The 15,662-nt window shown below is 66.6% G+C and carries 14 protein-coding genes, 1 pseudogene and 1 riboswitch; of the genes and pseudogenes, 8 read left to right on the forward strand and 7 right to left on the reverse strand.

The genetic code is table 11. The annotated features are described in order from the left end of the window. Positions 1-42 precede the first annotated feature (42 nt). A complete protein-coding gene (locus ACWPOC_RS07865; protein ID WP_455408363.1) occupies positions 43-2,298 on the forward strand; it encodes a glycoside hydrolase family 3 C-terminal domain-containing protein in 2,256 nt (751 codons plus the stop codon). On the opposite strand, the gene ACWPOC_RS07870 is transcribed toward ACWPOC_RS07865, so the two are convergent. The 3 genes and pseudogenes from ACWPOC_RS07870 to ACWPOC_RS07880 all read right to left on the reverse strand — a co-directional run. Beyond that, positions 2,282-3,328: a zinc-dependent alcohol dehydrogenase family protein gene (locus tag ACWPOC_RS07870; RefSeq protein WP_085470375.1), complete on the reverse strand. Its 1,047-nt coding sequence runs from the start codon at positions 3,326-3,328 to the stop codon at positions 2,282-2,284. The genes ACWPOC_RS07865 and ACWPOC_RS07870 overlap by 17 nt on opposite strands. A 108-nt stretch (positions 3,329-3,436) precedes the next feature. Continuing rightward, positions 3,437-3,739, reverse strand: coding sequence for a DUF5994 family protein (locus ACWPOC_RS07875; RefSeq protein WP_455408364.1), 303 nt, complete (start codon positions 3,737-3,739; stop codon positions 3,437-3,439). Positions 3,740-4,037: 298 nt separating this feature from the next. Next, a pseudogene (locus ACWPOC_RS07880) lies at positions 4,038-4,300 on the reverse strand (LpxL/LpxP family acyltransferase); the annotation flags it as partial. 318 nt (positions 4,301-4,618) lie between these two features. Here ACWPOC_RS07880 and ACWPOC_RS07885 point away from each other — a divergent pair. The 4 genes from ACWPOC_RS07885 to ACWPOC_RS07900 all read left to right on the forward strand — a co-directional run bounded on the left by ACWPOC_RS07885 (position 4,619) and on the right by ACWPOC_RS07900 (position 7,856). Further along, the gene (locus ACWPOC_RS07885) at positions 4,619-5,176 is read left to right on the forward strand and encodes a DUF5994 family protein (RefSeq protein WP_455408365.1); all 558 of its coding nucleotides are present in this window, start codon (positions 4,619-4,621) and stop codon (positions 5,174-5,176) included. A gap of 31 nt (positions 5,177-5,207) precedes the next feature. Next, positions 5,208-5,669, forward strand: a complete 462-nt coding sequence (locus ACWPOC_RS07890) for a DUF5994 family protein (protein WP_455408366.1) — start codon at positions 5,208-5,210, stop codon at positions 5,667-5,669. A 140-nt stretch (positions 5,670-5,809) separates the two neighbouring features. Next, on the forward strand, positions 5,810-7,090 hold the full coding sequence (locus ACWPOC_RS07895) for a serine hydrolase domain-containing protein (RefSeq protein WP_455408367.1): 1,281 nt from the start codon (positions 5,810-5,812) through the stop codon (positions 7,088-7,090). A 136-nt stretch (positions 7,091-7,226) separates the two neighbouring features. Continuing rightward, complete coding sequence (locus tag ACWPOC_RS07900) at positions 7,227-7,856, forward strand: type IV toxin-antitoxin system AbiEi family antitoxin domain-containing protein (RefSeq protein ID WP_455408368.1); 630 nt, start codon at positions 7,227-7,229, stop codon at positions 7,854-7,856. A 160-nt stretch (positions 7,857-8,016) separates the two neighbouring features. Here ACWPOC_RS07900 and ACWPOC_RS07905 read toward each other — a convergent pair whose 3' ends face one another. Next, complete coding sequence (locus ACWPOC_RS07905) at positions 8,017-9,321, reverse strand: LLM class flavin-dependent oxidoreductase (RefSeq protein ID WP_120281962.1); 1,305 nt, start codon at positions 9,319-9,321, stop codon at positions 8,017-8,019. Continuing rightward, positions 9,321-10,085, reverse strand: coding sequence for a 3-oxoacyl-ACP reductase (locus ACWPOC_RS07910; protein WP_120284102.1), 765 nt, complete (start codon positions 10,083-10,085; stop codon positions 9,321-9,323). The genes ACWPOC_RS07905 and ACWPOC_RS07910 overlap by 1 nt, the downstream gene beginning before the upstream one ends. Positions 10,086-10,139: 54 nt before the next feature. Further along, a riboswitch (TPP riboswitch) is annotated at positions 10,140-10,231 on the reverse strand. 262 nt (positions 10,232-10,493) lie between these two features. Between ACWPOC_RS07910 and ACWPOC_RS07915 the strand changes: the two genes are divergently transcribed. Beyond that, a complete protein-coding gene (locus ACWPOC_RS07915) occupies positions 10,494-11,990 on the forward strand; it encodes a stealth family protein (RefSeq protein ID WP_455408369.1) in 1,497 nt (498 codons plus the stop codon). Here the strand turns inward: ACWPOC_RS07915 and ACWPOC_RS07920 are convergent. Both ACWPOC_RS07920 and ACWPOC_RS07925 read right to left on the reverse strand, forming a co-directional pair. Beyond that, positions 11,987-12,907: a phosphodiesterase gene (locus tag ACWPOC_RS07920; protein WP_455408370.1), complete on the reverse strand. Its 921-nt coding sequence runs from the start codon at positions 12,905-12,907 to the stop codon at positions 11,987-11,989. The two genes, ACWPOC_RS07915 and ACWPOC_RS07920, sit on opposite strands and share 4 nt — an antisense overlap. 162 nt (positions 12,908-13,069) lie before the next feature. Beyond that, positions 13,070-13,987: an alpha/beta fold hydrolase gene (locus ACWPOC_RS07925; protein ID WP_455408371.1), complete on the reverse strand. Its 918-nt coding sequence runs from the start codon at positions 13,985-13,987 to the stop codon at positions 13,070-13,072. 78 nt (positions 13,988-14,065) lie between these two features. Here ACWPOC_RS07925 and ACWPOC_RS07930 point away from each other — a divergent pair, with 78 nt between their 5' ends. Then, positions 14,066-14,533 carry a MarR family winged helix-turn-helix transcriptional regulator gene (locus tag ACWPOC_RS07930; RefSeq protein ID WP_230790715.1) on the forward strand — a complete coding sequence of 156 codons (468 nt, stop codon included), beginning with the start codon at positions 14,066-14,068 and terminating at the stop codon, positions 14,531-14,533. A 91-nt stretch (positions 14,534-14,624) separates the two neighbouring features. Further along, a complete protein-coding gene (locus tag ACWPOC_RS07935; RefSeq protein WP_455408372.1) occupies positions 14,625-15,647 on the forward strand; it encodes an esterase/lipase family protein in 1,023 nt (340 codons plus the stop codon). Positions 15,648-15,662 lie beyond the last annotated feature (15 nt).

The following is a 15,662-nucleotide window of genomic DNA, read 5'->3' on the forward strand; positions in this document are numbered from 1 at the left end:
GAGGGTTATGGTTCAGCGGACCGACCCGTCCGAAGGAGCAGCATGACCGACCGCTCACCCGTCGAGATCGTGGCGCAACTGACCGTCGAGGAGAAGGCGTCGCTCATGAGCGGCCTCGACTTCTGGCACACCGAACCCGTTCCGCGCGCGGACATTCCCTCGATCATGCTCACCGACGGTCCGCACGGCGTACGCAAGCAGACCGCGGCGGGCGATCATCTCGGCTTGAACTCGTCCGTCCCCGCGACCTGCTTCCCGCCCGCCGTCGCGCTGGGGTGCTCCTTCGATCCGGAGCTGGTCGAACGGGTCGGCGCAGCGTTGGGCGCGGAAGCCACGGCGCTGCAGGTCGCCGTACTGCTCGGACCCGGCATCAACATCAAGCGCTCGCCACTGTGCGGGCGGAACTTCGAGTACCTGTCGGAGGACCCGCTGATCTCCGGCGTCCTGGGCGCCGCGCTCGTGCGCGGCCTGCAGTCGCAGGGCGTCGGTGCGTCCCTCAAGCACTTCGCGGCGAACAATCAGGAGACCGACCGGATGCGGGTCTCCGCCGACATCGATCCGCGGCCGCTGCGGGAGATCTACCTGCGCGCCTTCGAAAGGGTCGTGCGCGACGCGCAGCCGTGGACGGTGATGTGCTCGTACAACCGCATCAACGGCGTGTTCACCTCCCGCAACCCGTGGTTGCTCACCGACGTCCTGCGCGACGAGTGGGGTTTCGAGGGGCTGGTCGTGAGCGACTGGGGTGCCGTCGACGACCGCGTGGCGTCCCTCGCCGCCGGTCTGGATCTCGAGATGCCGTCGACGGGAGGTCGTACGGACGCCGAGATCGTCGCGGCCGTCCGGGCGGGCACGGTCGACGAGTCGGTGCTCGACCAGGCGGCTACACGAGTGATCGAACTGGTGCAGAAGGCCGTCGCTGCGGCCGATCCCGACGCAACCTTCGACGCCGATGCCCACCACGCCCTTGCCCGCGAGGTGGCCGGCCAGAGCATCGTCCTGCTCCGCAACGAGAACGACCTGCTCCCCCTCGCCGCCGATGCGAACGTCGCGGTGATCGGCGAACTCGCCCGCACGCCGCGCTACCAGGGCGCCGGTTCGTCCCGTATCGAACCGACGCGCCTCGACAACGCGCTCGACGAGATGCGCTCGCTGTCCGGTCGCGATGTGCCCTTCGCTGCCGGATATGCACTCGACGGATCGGACTCGGCCGAACTCGTCGAGGAAGCAGTCGCGCTCGCCGGAAAGGCGGAGATCGCGGTCGTCTTCCTGGGTGTGCCCGCCGAACTCGAATCCGAGGGTTTCGACCGCGACGATCTCGAACTCCCGCACAGCCAGATCGCGCTGCTCGACGCGGTGCTGGTGGCGAATCCGAACGTCGTCGTCGTGTTGTCGAACGGTGGTGTCGTGCGGTTGAGCGGCTTCGCCCATCGTGTTCCTGCGATCGTCGAAGGGTGGTTGCTCGGGCAGGCCGGTGGCGGTGCCGTCGCCGACGTCCTTTACGGGCAGGTGAATCCGAGTGGGCGCCTCGCGGAGACCGTCCCGATCCGTCTCGAGGACACCCCGGCACACACGAACTTCCCGGGCGAGCACGGCCACGTACGGTACGGCGAAGGGCTGTTCGTCGGATACCGCTCGTACGACGCGCGTCGCCTCGACGTCTCGTTCCCGTTCGGTCACGGCCTGTCGTACACGACGTTCGAATATGCCGATGCGACAGTGCAATCCGACGGTGATCTCACGGTGCACGTCACCGTCACCAACACCGGTGAGCGTCCGGGTGCCGAGGTCGTGCAGGTCTACGTCGGTGTGCCCGACTCCTCGGTTGCGCGGGCACCACGAGAGCTGAAGGGATTCACCAAGGTCCGTCTGGATCCCGGTGAATCGCAGCGGGTCGCCGTGCATGTGCGATGCGACGACCTCGCCTACTGGGACACCCGCGTCGATTCCTGGGTGGTCGAAGGTGGCACGTACAGCCTCGAGATCGGCGCATCGAGTCGCGACATCCGGAAGACGCTCACCGTCGACGTGGAGGGCGACTCGGTGCGGATTCCGCTGACGATGGAATCGTCTCTCGGAGAACTGTTCCAGAACCCCGAGGCCGCCGAGATCGTCCTGCAGGCGTTCGGTTCGATGGGTGGCGACGTCGGGATCGACGAGAGCGTCCTGAAGATGGCGGCGTCGATGCCGCTCGGTCGTCTCGCCGGATTCGCTCCGGGGGTCGAGCCGGAGCAGATCCAGCAACTTCTCGATGTGGTCAACCAGCGAGTGAGTGCAGGGCCGGTCACGAACCGGCGGTGAGGAGCACCTTCAACGCACCGGTTTCGCCGGCGCGGGAGAACACGTCGTAGGCCTGTTCGAACTCATCGAGCGCGAACCGGTGCGTGATCATCGGTGACGTGTCGAGCTGACCGCTGCTCACGAGACCGATGAGGGTAGGCGTCGAATAGGTGTCGACGAGGCCGGTGGTGATCGTCAGGTTCTTGATCCAGATGTCCTCGAGGTGCAGCGTCGCGGGCTTGCCGTGCACACCGATGTTGGCGACGTGCCCGCACGGGCGAGCGAGCGCGACCGCCTGTTCGAACGTCTCCGGATATCCGACGGCCTCCATCGTGACGTCGGCTCCGAGCCCTCCGGTGAGATCACGGACGACCGCGGCCACGTCGTCGCGACCGCTGTTGACTACGACGTTCGCCCCGAACGCCTTCGCTGCCTCGAGGCGGCTGTCGGCGAGGTCGACGGCGACGATGCGGCTCGGACTGAACAGTCGTGCGGCGAGGATGGCAGCAAGCCCGATGGGGCCGGCACCGATGATGACGACGACGTCCGCCGGCCGGAGACAGCCGTTGAGAACGCCGACCTCGTAGGAGGTGGGCAGGATGTCGGCGAGCATGAGCATCTGCTCGTCGCTCACCCCATCGGGAATCCGGTGGGTCGAATTGTCGGCGTACGGAACTCGGACCAGCTCGGCCTGGGTGCCGTCGATCAGGTGCCCGAGGATCCAGCCGCCTCCTCCGAGGCATTGCCCGTAGCGGCTCTCGCGGCAGAACCGGCACGTGCCGCACGCGGTGACACACGAGACGAGCACTCGGTCGCCGGGCGCGAGTGTCTGCACTCCGTCGCCCACTTCGACCACGGTCCCGACGGCCTCGTGACCGAGGATCCGCCCGTCGGTCACCTCGGGGACGTCACCTCCGAGGATGTGCAGGTCTGTGCCGCAGATGGTGACCGCGTCGACCCGCACCACCGCGTCGGTACTGTCCTGGATCGTCGCGTCGGGAACGTCCTCCCAGGATCGTTTCCCCGGTCCGTGAAATACCAGTGCCTTCACAGTCAGACCTTTCGCCGACGGTTTCGGTCCTATTTCAGGGTGCCACGAGCGATACAGGGATCGGAACCTTTCGGGGCAACGAGCATCTCCGGCCGTTTCCTTCGGAGGCTACGATTCGATCGAGCCGATCGGGCGAACGGCCTGCAGCACCATCACACTGCCGTTGACTCCGTAGACATACACGGTGTCGGACAACTCGAACGGGTACGGGTCGAGGCGGACGCGGCGCTCGCCCACGATCAACGGCGAGTCGGCAGGAGACCAGGCACTCGGGTCGTAGACGACGCGGGATATCGGGCCTGTCCGTAGCTGCAGTGCGGTGATCAGGTCGGGAAGTTCGGTGGCGAGGTTGTTCGTTCGCGGCCACCAGGTGGCGTCGATGTAATCCTTCGGGTCCGTACGTAGATGCACTCGCGGGGTCGGAGTAAGCGCGCGCGGCGGTAGGGATGGCGTGGACCGAGGTGCTTGCGTCATGAGACGCTCCCGTCGTGGCCTCCGGGAAGGCCTGCTCGTCGACTCCGGCGACGGCGCAACTGGGTGGTCAGCGCATGATGCCGTCGGATACAGCCGAGCCTACGCCTCCGTGTACGCGACCGGAGTGCAGCAGAATCGACTCGATCCGGATCACGCATCGCCGTGGACACGCCGATCGGCGGTCCATACCGGTTGCAGCATGTGCCAGTCGGCCGGATGGGCGGCATGCACGCCGGTTCACCGACGGCAACCGGAACGCTTCACACCCATAACGCGCGTAGGAGCGCAAACTCGCGCGCACGAGCTCGTCGGGTACCTGCTCCTGGCACGTAGATAGCACACGAGCAAGATTGCGCCGCAACTGAACCGGTCCCCCATCACGTGCCGCTCGATCGGGCCGCAGCCTCGAACAGGCGCATCGCAGGCCTCGGTGGTATCGCGCACCATCCGTCACCCGGCCGCGTACCCGAGATCCCAGACCCGGTCCTTGATGGTCATCGACCACCGCCGGCCGGGAGCGCGAAAGACCGACCGGCCCTGTGTATCGCACAGGCGCTGATTCCGATGCCCCACCGACCGGAAATTCGCTTCCATGTTTGTCACCGTCATCCCGAACAAACAGACCTCGCCGACGGCGTCGTCGGGGACTCAGTGTATTCGTCGACGATTCACCGGCGGGTGATGTTCGAGTAGGCATCGACCGCTTGCGCTCGTGACGAGGGTAGGCTGGAGATATCGGTGAGCATGAGGCCATCCGCTCTCGTTTGCCACCGTCCAATGAGCAGGCCGCTGAGCGGCCTAGTCAGGAGCGTCGCCATGACGCTGCACCACGACCGACTCCGTTCGGATCGACCCATTTCTTCGCCCTCCCACCACGCATCCACGCCTCCGGCGCGGTTGTCGCTGACACCCGGGCACCCGACCACGGGCCCCGTGGACGGGGCTTGGTGGCCGCGCTCGGACGACCTGTCCGCCGAACTCGACGAACTCGAAACGCTGCTGGCGGGCCGAGCCGGCGTACTCGACCGTCTCACCTACTGCATGACTGCATGGCAGCCCATCGAAGGGCGCAGACAAGTCAAGGACCATCCCGTCCGTCTCGACGGGTATCACTATCAGTCCGGCGGCACACTCGGTGTCCGCAGCCTGGACGGAACTCGTCACGTTCTGATGGTCGTACCGCCCGAGACCGACTCGGTATCCGCTCGGGCGCTGCTCTATCGAGCGTCGCAACCGTCGAACATGCTCACTGCGGACGAGTTGTTGAACGCCGCGAGCCGAGCCGTCTCCGGCACCTCCGAAGCACTGCAGAGCTGGGACAGCGAGGGTGGTCACGCCTCACCCACCGAAGCGGACATCGGATGCCTCTACTGACCTCGATCCGTTTCCCGCACCGGAGTGTGACATGACAGAAAGCCCGCGACGCCCGTTCACCGGCCGCGGCCTGGGGCGTTTCCAGGCCGCCGCCGACGGCGGACAGCCCTTCGACGTCCCGACTCGCACGGTGCGTCTGCTTCTCCGCGACCCCGATGAGCACTCCCCCGGCGTCGACGGTGCATGGTGGCCGCGAGGCAACAATCTCACCGCCGAGTTACACGATCTGGTGTCCGCACTGACCCCACGCCTGGGACGAACCGAACGGATCGCGTTCGACTGGAATGCGCTCAGCGTGTCCCAGCGAGGCATCGATGCTCCGGACGGAATCGACATCGTCGGCCCCGCACCGGACCAACCATCCGGCCTGATGTACGTCTACGGCGGCGGCGAACTCTGTCTCCGGCTGCTCATCATCGCGCCCACACTCGACGCCGACCGCGCGTATGAGGACATGCAGAAGGCCGTGGCACCGGATCTCGGAAAGATCTGAGCGCTCTCCGCATTCGACGATCGACCGCCCTCCCTCGAGAAGGGTGAAAATTCGTCTCCACATCGGGAAATGCACGAATTCTGTGACAACATCACAGAACCTCCGTTCTCTGGGCTCCAGATCCCGAAAGCAGACGACCTATGAAGACACTCGCAGCCTCGATCATGGCGGTCGCCCTACTGGCAGCTTCGGCATGTAGCTCCGGCGACACCGAGTCCGGTACGGACCCTTCCTCCACCCCGGTGGATCAGGCGCAACCCGAGTACGTGGCCGAGTTGGAATCGACCGTCGACCGGTTGATGCGCGACAACGCCATTCCCGGCGCGGTAATTCGGATCAGCTCCCCGGACCGCGGTGACTGGACCGGCACGTTCGGCACCTCCACCATCGACGCCGACGACCCGATCTCCGCCGACGATCATTTCCGGATCGGGAGCAATACGAAGACAATGACCGTAACCGCCGTCCTGCAGCTGGTGCAGGACGGTCGCCTGTCGCTCGACGACCCGATCTCGAAGTACATCGACGGCGTCCCGAACGGCGACACGATCACCATCGCGCAGCTCGCCGAGATGCGGAGCGGCCTGTACAGCTACACCTTCGATCCGGAATTCAACGCGACGCTGGACCGCGAACCCGAGAAGGCGTGGACGCAGGAGGAGCTGCTGCAGATCGCGTTCTCCCAGCCCGTGAACTTCCCGCCCGGAGAGCAGTTCGAATACAGCAACACCAATACGGTGCTGCTCGGACTCGTCATCGAGCAACTGACGGGCATGCCGGTCGCGGAGGCGTTCGACGAGCGCATCTTCGTTCCGCTCGGGCTGGGGAACACCTCGTTCCCCGCAATCGACGATGCCTCGATCCCCGACCCACATCCGCAGGGCTACATGTTCGGCACCAATGTCTCCACCATCGATACCTTCGCGCTGCCGGAGGACGAGCAGGCCGCCGCGGTCGCGGGGACGTTGAAGCCGAACGACGTGACCGACGACAATCCATCCTGGGCGTGGACGGCGGGCGCCGCCATCTCTACCGTCGACGACATGACCACCTACGTGAAGGCGCTGGTCGGTGGTGGTCTGCTCGACGAGCAGATGCAGCAGGCCCGGCTCGACAGCGTGCAGTCGGTGGGCGGGGGAACCGCGGGCTACGGCCTCGGCATGGCACAGTTCGGTCCATTGCTCGGACACGACGGTCAGCTTCCGGGCTTCATGACCTTCATGGGCCACGACCCGGAGACCGACCTGACGATCGTCATCGCCACGAACCTGTCGACGGTGCCGTCCGGCGAAGGTTCGGCATTGACCCTCGTCAAGGGCATCCTGCCGATCTTCTACGGTTCCAGTTACCAGCCGCCGGGCGACCCGGCACGGGCTCCCGGAGCGGAGGAGAGCACACCCGCGCCGACGCCGGGAGGCTGATCGTACCGACCGCCGGTGGACAGGCACGTCCGGATCACGTGGTTGTCCACACAGGCATTCGGGTTCTCCACAGATCGAGCCGATCGGAGTGCGACGGCCCCGGAACGGGGTCCGGCCGTGCCCCATGATCGGTCCCATGACCCGACAGGTGTGGACGAGAGCGATGCTCGCCGAGGCAGGCATCTCGGATCGTGCGGTGCGCACACGACTCCGGCACGGCGAGCTCGTCAGGATCGCTCGCGGCACGTACATGACACGGGAGGACGTCGAGGCCCTGGGTCCCGTCGGAGTTCACCTCGCCCGGGCACGCCTCGTCGGCTCGCATCTCGACGCCGACGAGGCGCTCAGCCATGTGACGGCCGCGGTCGTCCACGGCCTCGACGTGTGGGACGCGCCGCTGGGACGGATCCACGTCACGCGCCCGCCGCTGCGCAGCTGCCGGGTGAGCGACGACCTGCACATCCACACCTCCGACCTGGACGGCGACGTCGTCGAGGTGGACGGTCTGCGCGTCACGTCGCTCGCTCGTACCGTCGTCGATGCCGCACGCACGCTGTCGCGTCCGCGTGCTCTCGTCATCGGTGATTCGGCGTTGCGCGCGGATCCGACGGCGGGTCTCGAGCTGCCCCGGATCCTTACTGCGTGTCGCAGTAGGACCGGGATCGTCGCGGCGGAGTCGGTGGCGCCGGAAAGTACACCGAGCGCCACCACCTGCTCGCCGAGAAGGAGCGCGAGGATGCGCTGCGGGATCTTGGGCTGGAGGTGATCCGCTGGAACTGGGCGGAGCTGTCGCGATTCCACATCGTCGTCGATCGGTTCGAGCGTGCACGTCGCCGACAGCAGGCACGTCGGGCTGCTCAGGAGCGCGAAACGGTCATCGGCGCGCGCTACAACCCGCTCCGATGACCGATTCGCGCTCTTCTCCGCTACAGCGCCTTCAGACCGAGCGAGTCGCGCAGGGTCGAGCCGGGATATTCGGTCCGGAACAGGCCGCGGCGCTGCAGTTCCGGGACGACGAGGTCGACGAAGTCGTCGAGAGAATCGGGATAGGCGGGACACATGAGGTTGAAGCCGTCGCAGGCACCCGCGGTGAACCATTCCTCGATGTTGTCGGCGACAGACTCGGGGGTGCCGATCATCGTCGCGTGACCACCACCCGCGGCGAGGTAACCGAGCAGTTCGCGCAGGGTGGGGCGGCGGGTCTCGATGATGCGCTGCACCGTCGCGTAGCGCCCCTGCGGCCCATTGAACTCCTCGATGGGTGGCAGGTCGGCGACCGGCGCGTCGAGGTCGTGGCCGGTGTAGTCCTGACCGGTGAAGACGCCGAGCTGGGTGACGGCGGCATCGAGGTCGAGGAGGGCATCGAGTTCCGCCTTCTTCGCCCACGCCTCCTCTTCGGTGCGACCGACGTAGGTGACGAGTCCGGGCAGGATGGCGACCGTACCGGGATCCCTGTCGGCCGCGGCGATCCGCGCGCGCAGGTCGGTGGCGTACTCGAGCGCCGCAGTCATGTCCCACGCGACGGAGTAGACGGCCTCGGCATGGCGAGCCGCCAGGTTGCGCCCGGTCTCCGACGCTCCCGCCTGGAACAGCACCGGACGGCCCTGCGGGCACCGCGGCACGGTCAGCGGACCGTCGACACGGAAGTGCTTGCCCCGGTGATGGATCGGACGGATCGCGTCGGAATCGAGGAACCTGCCACCCGCCCGGTCGACGAGGACACCGCCGTCGTCCCACGAATCCCACAGCGCGCAGAGCACCTCGATGAATTCCTCTGCCCGCGCGTACCGTTCGGCGTGCGGTGGCAGGGAGTCGAATCCATGGTTGCGTGCTTCCTCGTCGAACATCGAGGTGACGATGTTTGCGCCCACCCGTCCCCCGCTGATGTGGTCGAGCGAGGCGAGCATCCGGGCGGCGTGGAAGGGCGTGAAGAAGCTCGCGGAGACGGTGGTGACGAGACCGATGTGCTCGGTCGCGCGTGCCATCGCCGACAGTGCGGTGAGCGGTTCGAGGAACCACGGGGTGCCTGCCGTGTACTTCGGGTTGACGCTGTGACCGTCGGCGAAGAACACCGCGTCGAGGCATCCCCGTTCGGCGGTACGGGCGAGTTCCTCGAAATACGTGATGTCGCCGATGCGTTCGGCCGCGGAACCGGAATGCCGCCACGCCGACGAGTGGTGCCCGACGCCGTAGAGGAAGGCGTTGAGGTGAAGAGTGCGTGGTCCGGCCATCAGTTCATCACCAGTCCGCCGTCGACCACCAGGTTCTGTCCGGTGACGGCTCGCGACCAGTCGGAGGCGAAGAACAGCACCGCGGCCGCGAAGTCCTCGGGCGTGGTGACCTTCCGCAGCGGCGTCGACGACGCGATGAGGTCGAACACCGCTTCGGGTGTCGCCGACGACGCGTCGGTGGTGCGCAGCAGGCCCCCGGAGACCATGTTGACGCGGATCCCGTCGGGGCCGAGGTCGGCGGCGAAGGTGCGGGTCAACGACAGCAGTGCGGCCTTGGCGGCGGTGTAGTCGTGGTACGGGACGACGGGGTGCTGGAACAGGTTGGTGCCGATGTTGACGATGCTGCCACCGCCGGTTTCCCGCATGCCCGGCAGAGCTGCCTGGATGACGTTGACCGCGCCGCCGATGACGCCGTCGAACTGGGCTCCGAACCGGTCGTATCCGATCTCGTCGGCCTTGGGCCGGGCGTCGCCGTTGAACGAGAAGTCGGGCAGGGCGTTGTTGACGACGGTGGTGACGGGTCGTCCGAAGTGCTCGCGGGCCCGGGTGAACAGCGATTCGACGTCGGCGTGGTCGGTGACGTCGGCCTGAAGCGCGACCGCCCGTTCGGGTCCGATCTTGTCGGCCAGTTCGTGGGCGCCCTCGCCGCTGCGCCGGTAGTCGAGGACGACGGCGGCTCCTTCGTCGGCGAACGCCTGCGCGATGGAGTGGCCGAGGCCGCGACCGGCGCCGGTGACGAGGACGACCTGGTTCTGCAATGACATCTTCTGTGCCTTCCCTGTGTGGGGAAGGGTGCGTGAGGGCGACAGACCTGTGCCCTGTCGCCGGCTCGGCATCCCTTCGCTCGCATGATCGAGATCAGGTTCGACGGGTGTTCTCTCAGCCGTTTCCGGCACCCCGTGTCGAGTCCTGCGGACAGGCTACACCGCGCGGTTTCACCGCTTCGAGAGCCGGTCACGGCAGACTTCACCGGATCGTCACATCCCCGACGCGGGAACTTAGCTCAGATCGGCGTTAAAATGGGCCATTCCTGTCCCGACTCGTGAAAGGAGATTCCGACGCACACGCCGGCCCCCCACAACGCTCCCTACGTCTCCCTTTCCCAGCAGGTCGGAGATGCTCCGCCGCTCGGCCGCGCCACGGTCCGCGGCCCCGCGAGGCACGAGGAGGTGGTGTGGTTCGAGGATCGCTACGCCATCCCGATCACTACCACCACGCCCGACGAGGCTCGGATCGAGGACGCGCTGCTCCTGCGCCGCGTGCTCGACCGGGCGCACATCGACTACCTGCTCGTGCGCGACGACAGCGACCGCCCGATCCTCGCGATCGACCGCGCCGACCGGAAGAGGCTGCGCGCCGCTCTCGCCGAGGGGTGTGCCGACGAGCCGTTCTATTCGAAGGCCGTCGGTTCGAAGCGGCGTCCGGTCCCGGTGGCGGACGGTCGGCTCTCGCGCGACAGGAAGGACCGGGTGTTCCGGCTGTTCCGTCCACGGGTCGAGCTGACCAGCGGGCTGCGGTACGGCGCGTCGAACGGGGTCGACATCGAACTGTGGACCTACACCGACGACGAGGTGATCATGCCTCGCCCGAACGCTCTCACCCGCACGATCGCACTGCGCGACGAGATGCGCCGGACGACGGTCGAGCGGTACGGACAGCTGTGGCCCACGATCGAGGGCATGTTCGACCGCCATCCGGGCGACATCCCGTTCGAGATCGACCTCGTGTTCTCGTGGGTCGACGGGTCGTCGAAGTCGTTCCAGGCCAAGCGCGCGAAGCTGATGCAGAACTATGTCGTCGGCGAAGGTGACGACTCGCCGGCGCGCTACCGGCAGATCAACGAACTCAAGTACGCCCTGCGTTCGGTCCACATGTACGCGCCGTGGGTGCGGCGGATCTTCGTCGCCACCGACTCGCCGCGACCGGCGTGGCTCGCCGACGATCCGCGCGTGACCTTCGTGCGGAGCGAGGAGTTCTTCACCGATCCGTCGGCGCTGCCCACCTACAACTCGATGGCGGTCGAGTCGCAGCTGCATCACATCCCGGGACTGTCCGAGCACTTCCTGTACTCGAACGACGACATGTTCTTCGGTCGCCGGGTGAGCCCGAGCCTGTTCTTCTCCGGCGGGGGCGTCGGCAAGTTCATCGAGTGCGATGTGCGGATCGGCCTCGGACGAAACAACGCGTCGCGCAGCGGATTCGAGAACTCCGCGCGCATGAACCGCAAGCTCCTGCAGGACCGCTTCGGGGTCACCATCACTCGGCACCTCGAGCACACACCGGTCCCGTTGCGCAGGTCGATCATGGCAGAGATGGAGCGCGAGTTCGCGGACGAGTTCGCTGCGACGGCAGCGAGCCCGTTCCGGGCGGCCGACAACATCTCGGTGACGAACTCCTTCTATCACTACTACACGCTGCTGACCGGCCGCGCGGTGCAGCAGACCACGGCGAAGGTGGAGTACGTCGACACCACCGTGAAGTCCGGTCTGCGACATCTGGACACGATCCTGGCGCGTCGCGATCTCGACCTGTTCTGCCTCAACGACGGCAGCACGCCCGAGGTCGACTTGGAGTTGCGCACCGCGAAGGTCACGCAGTTCCTGGAGCGGTACTACCCGATTCCGGCGCCCTGGGAGACCGACTACCCGGGCCGACCGGACGTCGGTTAGACGCGAACGGTGAGGTCGGGGTTCTCGGGGATGCGGATGCCGGCCTCGGCCAGGCGCCGCGCCGCGTCCTCGGCCGTGTGGGGTTGCCCGGCGGTGGCGTAGCTTCCGCTGGGCACCACGGAGTGCACGATGGTGTCGGGATAGACGTGCACGAGGTTGAAGCCCTGCGCGCCGTCGTGTCCGCGCTGCGAGCCGACCGGGACGTTCAGATCCTGGGTGTAGCAGGTCGACGAGGCGACGGACACCGGGATGCCTGCGAAGGTGGCCGAGGTGGAGTAGTGCAGGTGACCGCCGAGGATGGCGCGCACATCGGTGCCACGCAGTACTTCGGCGAGGCCCGCTTGGTCGCGCAGTTCGACAAGGACAGCCATGTCGAACACGCTCGGTACCGGCGGATGATGCAGTGCGAGAACGGTACCGAACGGGGCGGGTGTCGAGAGTTCGTCGGCCAGCCAGGCGAGCTGCTCGGCGGAGACTTCGCCGTGGTGATGGCCCGGAACCGAGGTGTCGAGCGTGATGATCCGCAGTCCGCCGACCATGTGGACTTCGTCGATGGGTGCGCCCACGGGATCTTCGTCGAGGAGCTCCTCACGGAAGGTCGCGCGGTCGTCGTGATTACCCATGGCCCAGACGATGTCGGCACCGAGCGCTGCTGCCAGCGGTTCGACGAGACCGCGGAGCTTGCGGTAGGCGTCGGGCTGGCCGCGGTCGGCGAGGTCGCCGGTGAACACCAGGGCATCGGGACGGACCTGCGACGCACGGATGTCCTCGAGAATCAGTCCGAGGCGGGTGTCGGCGTCGACGGTGCCGTAGAGGAGTTCGTCTCCACCGACGAGGTGTGTATCGGTGAGATGAAGGAGGGTGTGCGAAGGTTTGGGATATTCGGCAATTCGCTCAGGGGCTGGAGAGCTGCCCATGATCTCTCACTTCCATTCGCCCGTTTCGGGGCACTCGATCGCCATCAACGGTAGCGAGTCTGTTTCTACGACTCCATGACTTCTGGATCACATCGAGACCCCGAACCTCCGGCGAACACCTCGTTACTGCGCGGTGACCTGCGGAAACGGACAATCGAACATTCACTGGTGATCTGGGTCACAATCCAGTTCGACGGGCGCACCGGCACCCAATGCATCCTGCAGCACTGCGTCGACCTCGTCGCTCGGGTACATCGGCAGGGTGTGGTGGGTACCGGTGGTGAGTGTGACGACCCGGCAGGACGGCAGGGCCTGCCGGGCAGCGCGTGCCACTTTGTCCGGGTCGTGCACTCGTCCGAACCGCGCGAGCATCACCGTGACATCGGCAGTGCACCGTCCCAACTCTTCGGACGACGGACGCCGGGGCACGATCGTCTTCGCCGTCGGGAAGTGTGCCGCGCCGAGCGCCATCAGGGTGACCCAGTCGGGATCGAGTTGTGCCCCTCGGGTTTCCCACTCGAGGAATGCCCGTTCGCGGGCGGCGGTGGGCCGGACGAGAACCGGAAGTGCCCGCAGGAGGTAGCCGAACCGCATCCCGGTGAAGCACGAGTTGGGGTCGAGCAGCATGAGCCGATCGACCCGTTCGGGAGTCCGGACGGCCGCCGCGAGCGCGATCATCGCGCCGTACGAGTGACCGACGAGTGCGCACCGCGTCGCCCCGAGAGCATCGGCGACGGACCCGAGCCATTCGAGCAGATCGTCGACGTTGCGGACGGGATCACCACCGGCGACGCTGCGTCCGACGTCGCCGATGATGTCGACGGCCAGCACGCGGTGGGTCTCCCCCAACGCCGCGGCGGTCGCGAACCAGGCCATCGACGTGGCGCCGGCACCCGGGAGCAGCAGGACCGGCGGTGCGTCGGGTCGCCCGTACTCGGTGACGCGGGCGGTGCCGAAGCGGGAGTCGAGATCGTGGATCACGGTGCCGCGCGGCCATTTCGCGAGGAGCGCGTCGTACGCGGCGTAGAAGGCGCGGCCCTCGTCTGATTCTGCGAACGATGTGCGTGGTGACCGGAGCATCGGAACCTCCACCCCCGAATATCTCGATGATCGAGATACTAGGTGGGCGAGTAGAGTCTGTCGAGAGGCGGAGGTGACATGACGGACGACGGCAGACTCGACATGATCCACCGGCTGCGCGCGCTCACCGTGCAACTCGATCTGCTCGGCGCCGAATTCGCACAGAAACACGCGCTGCATCCCACCGATCTGCGAGCACTGATCGGACTTCTCGACCGGGAACGGGCCGGGGAGATCGCGACACCCGGCTGGCTCGCCGAGCACCTGCGACTCAACACCGCATCGGTCACCGCACTCGTCGACAGGCTCGAACGGGCCGGTCACGTGCGCCGGGATCGCGACAGCAACGACCGGCGGCGCGTCATCCTGCGGGTAACCCCGGCCGCCGAGAAACTCGGCTGGGATTTCTTCGGCCCACTCTTCGCCCGGGCATCCGCCGCGCTCGAGTCCTTCTCCGAGCCGCAACTGGAGGTCGTGCGGGAGTTCCTCGGCTCCATGACCGACGCCGTCGAGTCCGCGCGCTCTCCGGAGAACACCGAAGGTTGAGGCAGCACCGACCCGCATGGGAACCCCACTGCCCGGCAGAGAGAATTTCTGTTAACTTCCATGCCCATCCACATACTTCGGGGGGATGGGAATGCAGATACGCTCTTGGGTCGCCGCGGCACTCGCGGTCACCTTCACCGTGGTCGGGGCAGGAACGGCAGCCGCCGAGGAGCCCGCTCCTCCCCTGCCCGTCGGAAAAACGTTTCTGGACGGGTTCGCTCACGAGTTCGGCGATCCGAACGGCAGCGCGCTCGGCACGAACGACTGGGACTGCGTCCCGTCGGAGGAACATCCGGATCCCGTCGTGCTCGTCCATGGCACGGTGCTCAACCGGCACAACAACTGGTCGTACCTCGGACCGCTCCTCGCGAACGAGGGCTACTGCGTCTTCGCCCTCACTTACGGCAACCACGCCGACCTCCCCTGGCCGTTGAGTTCCGTCGGCGGACTGCTGCCGATGGAGGACAGCGCGCAGCAACTCTCCGATTTCGTCGACGAGGTCCTCGCCGCGACCGGCGCGGAGAAGGTCGACCTCGTCGGGCACTCGCAGGGCACCCTGATGCCTGTCTGGTACGTGAAATTCCTCGGCGGCAACGAGAAGGTCGACGACTACGTCTCGCTCGGACCGGTCTACGAGGGCAGCCACGCCTTCCTGCTCGCGGCGTCGTTCGAGCTGTTCGAGCACGTCGGTGTACGACAGGACGTGGAGAATCTCGTTCACTTCATCGGGTGCGGTGCGTGCCCGCAGGTCCTCGCCGGATCGGACTGGATCCACACGATCCAAGAGGCCGGCGTCTACGCCGACGAGGTGACGTACACGAACATCATGACCCGATACGAGGAGATCGTCCTTCCGTATACCAGCGGTTATCGCGAGGCACCCAACGCGACGAACATCGTGCTGCAGGACCACTGCGCGAACGACTTCGTCGAACATGCCGGCATCGTCAACGATCCGAACGCGGCATGGTTCGTCCTCGACGCGCTCGATCCGGGTTCGGCAGGGCCGCTGGAGTGCGTCTTCGTGCCGCCGATCCTCGGCTGGAGCCCGGATCCGACGATCAGCAATCCCGCAACCGAGGAGGTTGTGGTCGCGAGTCGCCCCGGCGCGTGAGCCGTTCGCTCCTCG

The sequence above is a fragment of the Rhodococcus sp. 5G237 genome (assembly GCF_053764735.1).

Bases quoted from the DNA above. Each gene is read 5' to 3' on its own strand.
- ACWPOC_RS07865 (WP_455408363.1), top strand. From the start codon at position 43: ATGACCGACCGCTCACCCGTCGAGATCGTGGCGCAACTGACCGTCGAG.
- ACWPOC_RS07935 (WP_455408372.1), top strand. From the start codon at position 14,625: ATGCAGATACGCTCTTGGGTCGCCGCGGCACTCGCGGTCACCTTCACC.
- ACWPOC_RS07920 (WP_455408370.1), bottom strand. From the start codon at position 12,907: ATGGGCAGCTCTCCAGCCCCTGAGCGAATTGCCGAATATCCCAAACCT.
- ACWPOC_RS07890 (WP_455408366.1), top strand. From the start codon at position 5,208: ATGACAGAAAGCCCGCGACGCCCGTTCACCGGCCGCGGCCTGGGGCGT.
- ACWPOC_RS07910 (WP_120284102.1), bottom strand. From the start codon at position 10,085: ATGTCATTGCAGAACCAGGTCGTCCTCGTCACCGGCGCCGGTCGCGGC.
- ACWPOC_RS07900 (WP_455408368.1), top strand. From the start codon at position 7,227: ATGACCCGACAGGTGTGGACGAGAGCGATGCTCGCCGAGGCAGGCATC.
- ACWPOC_RS07925 (WP_455408371.1), bottom strand. From the start codon at position 13,987: ATGCTCCGGTCACCACGCACATCGTTCGCAGAATCAGACGAGGGCCGC.
- ACWPOC_RS07885 (WP_455408365.1), top strand. From the start codon at position 4,619: ATGACGCTGCACCACGACCGACTCCGTTCGGATCGACCCATTTCTTCG.
- ACWPOC_RS07895 (WP_455408367.1), top strand. From the start codon at position 5,810: ATGAAGACACTCGCAGCCTCGATCATGGCGGTCGCCCTACTGGCAGCT.
- ACWPOC_RS07930 (WP_230790715.1), top strand. From the start codon at position 14,066: ATGACGGACGACGGCAGACTCGACATGATCCACCGGCTGCGCGCGCTC.
- ACWPOC_RS07905 (WP_120281962.1), bottom strand. From the start codon at position 9,321: ATGGCCGGACCACGCACTCTTCACCTCAACGCCTTCCTCTACGGCGTC.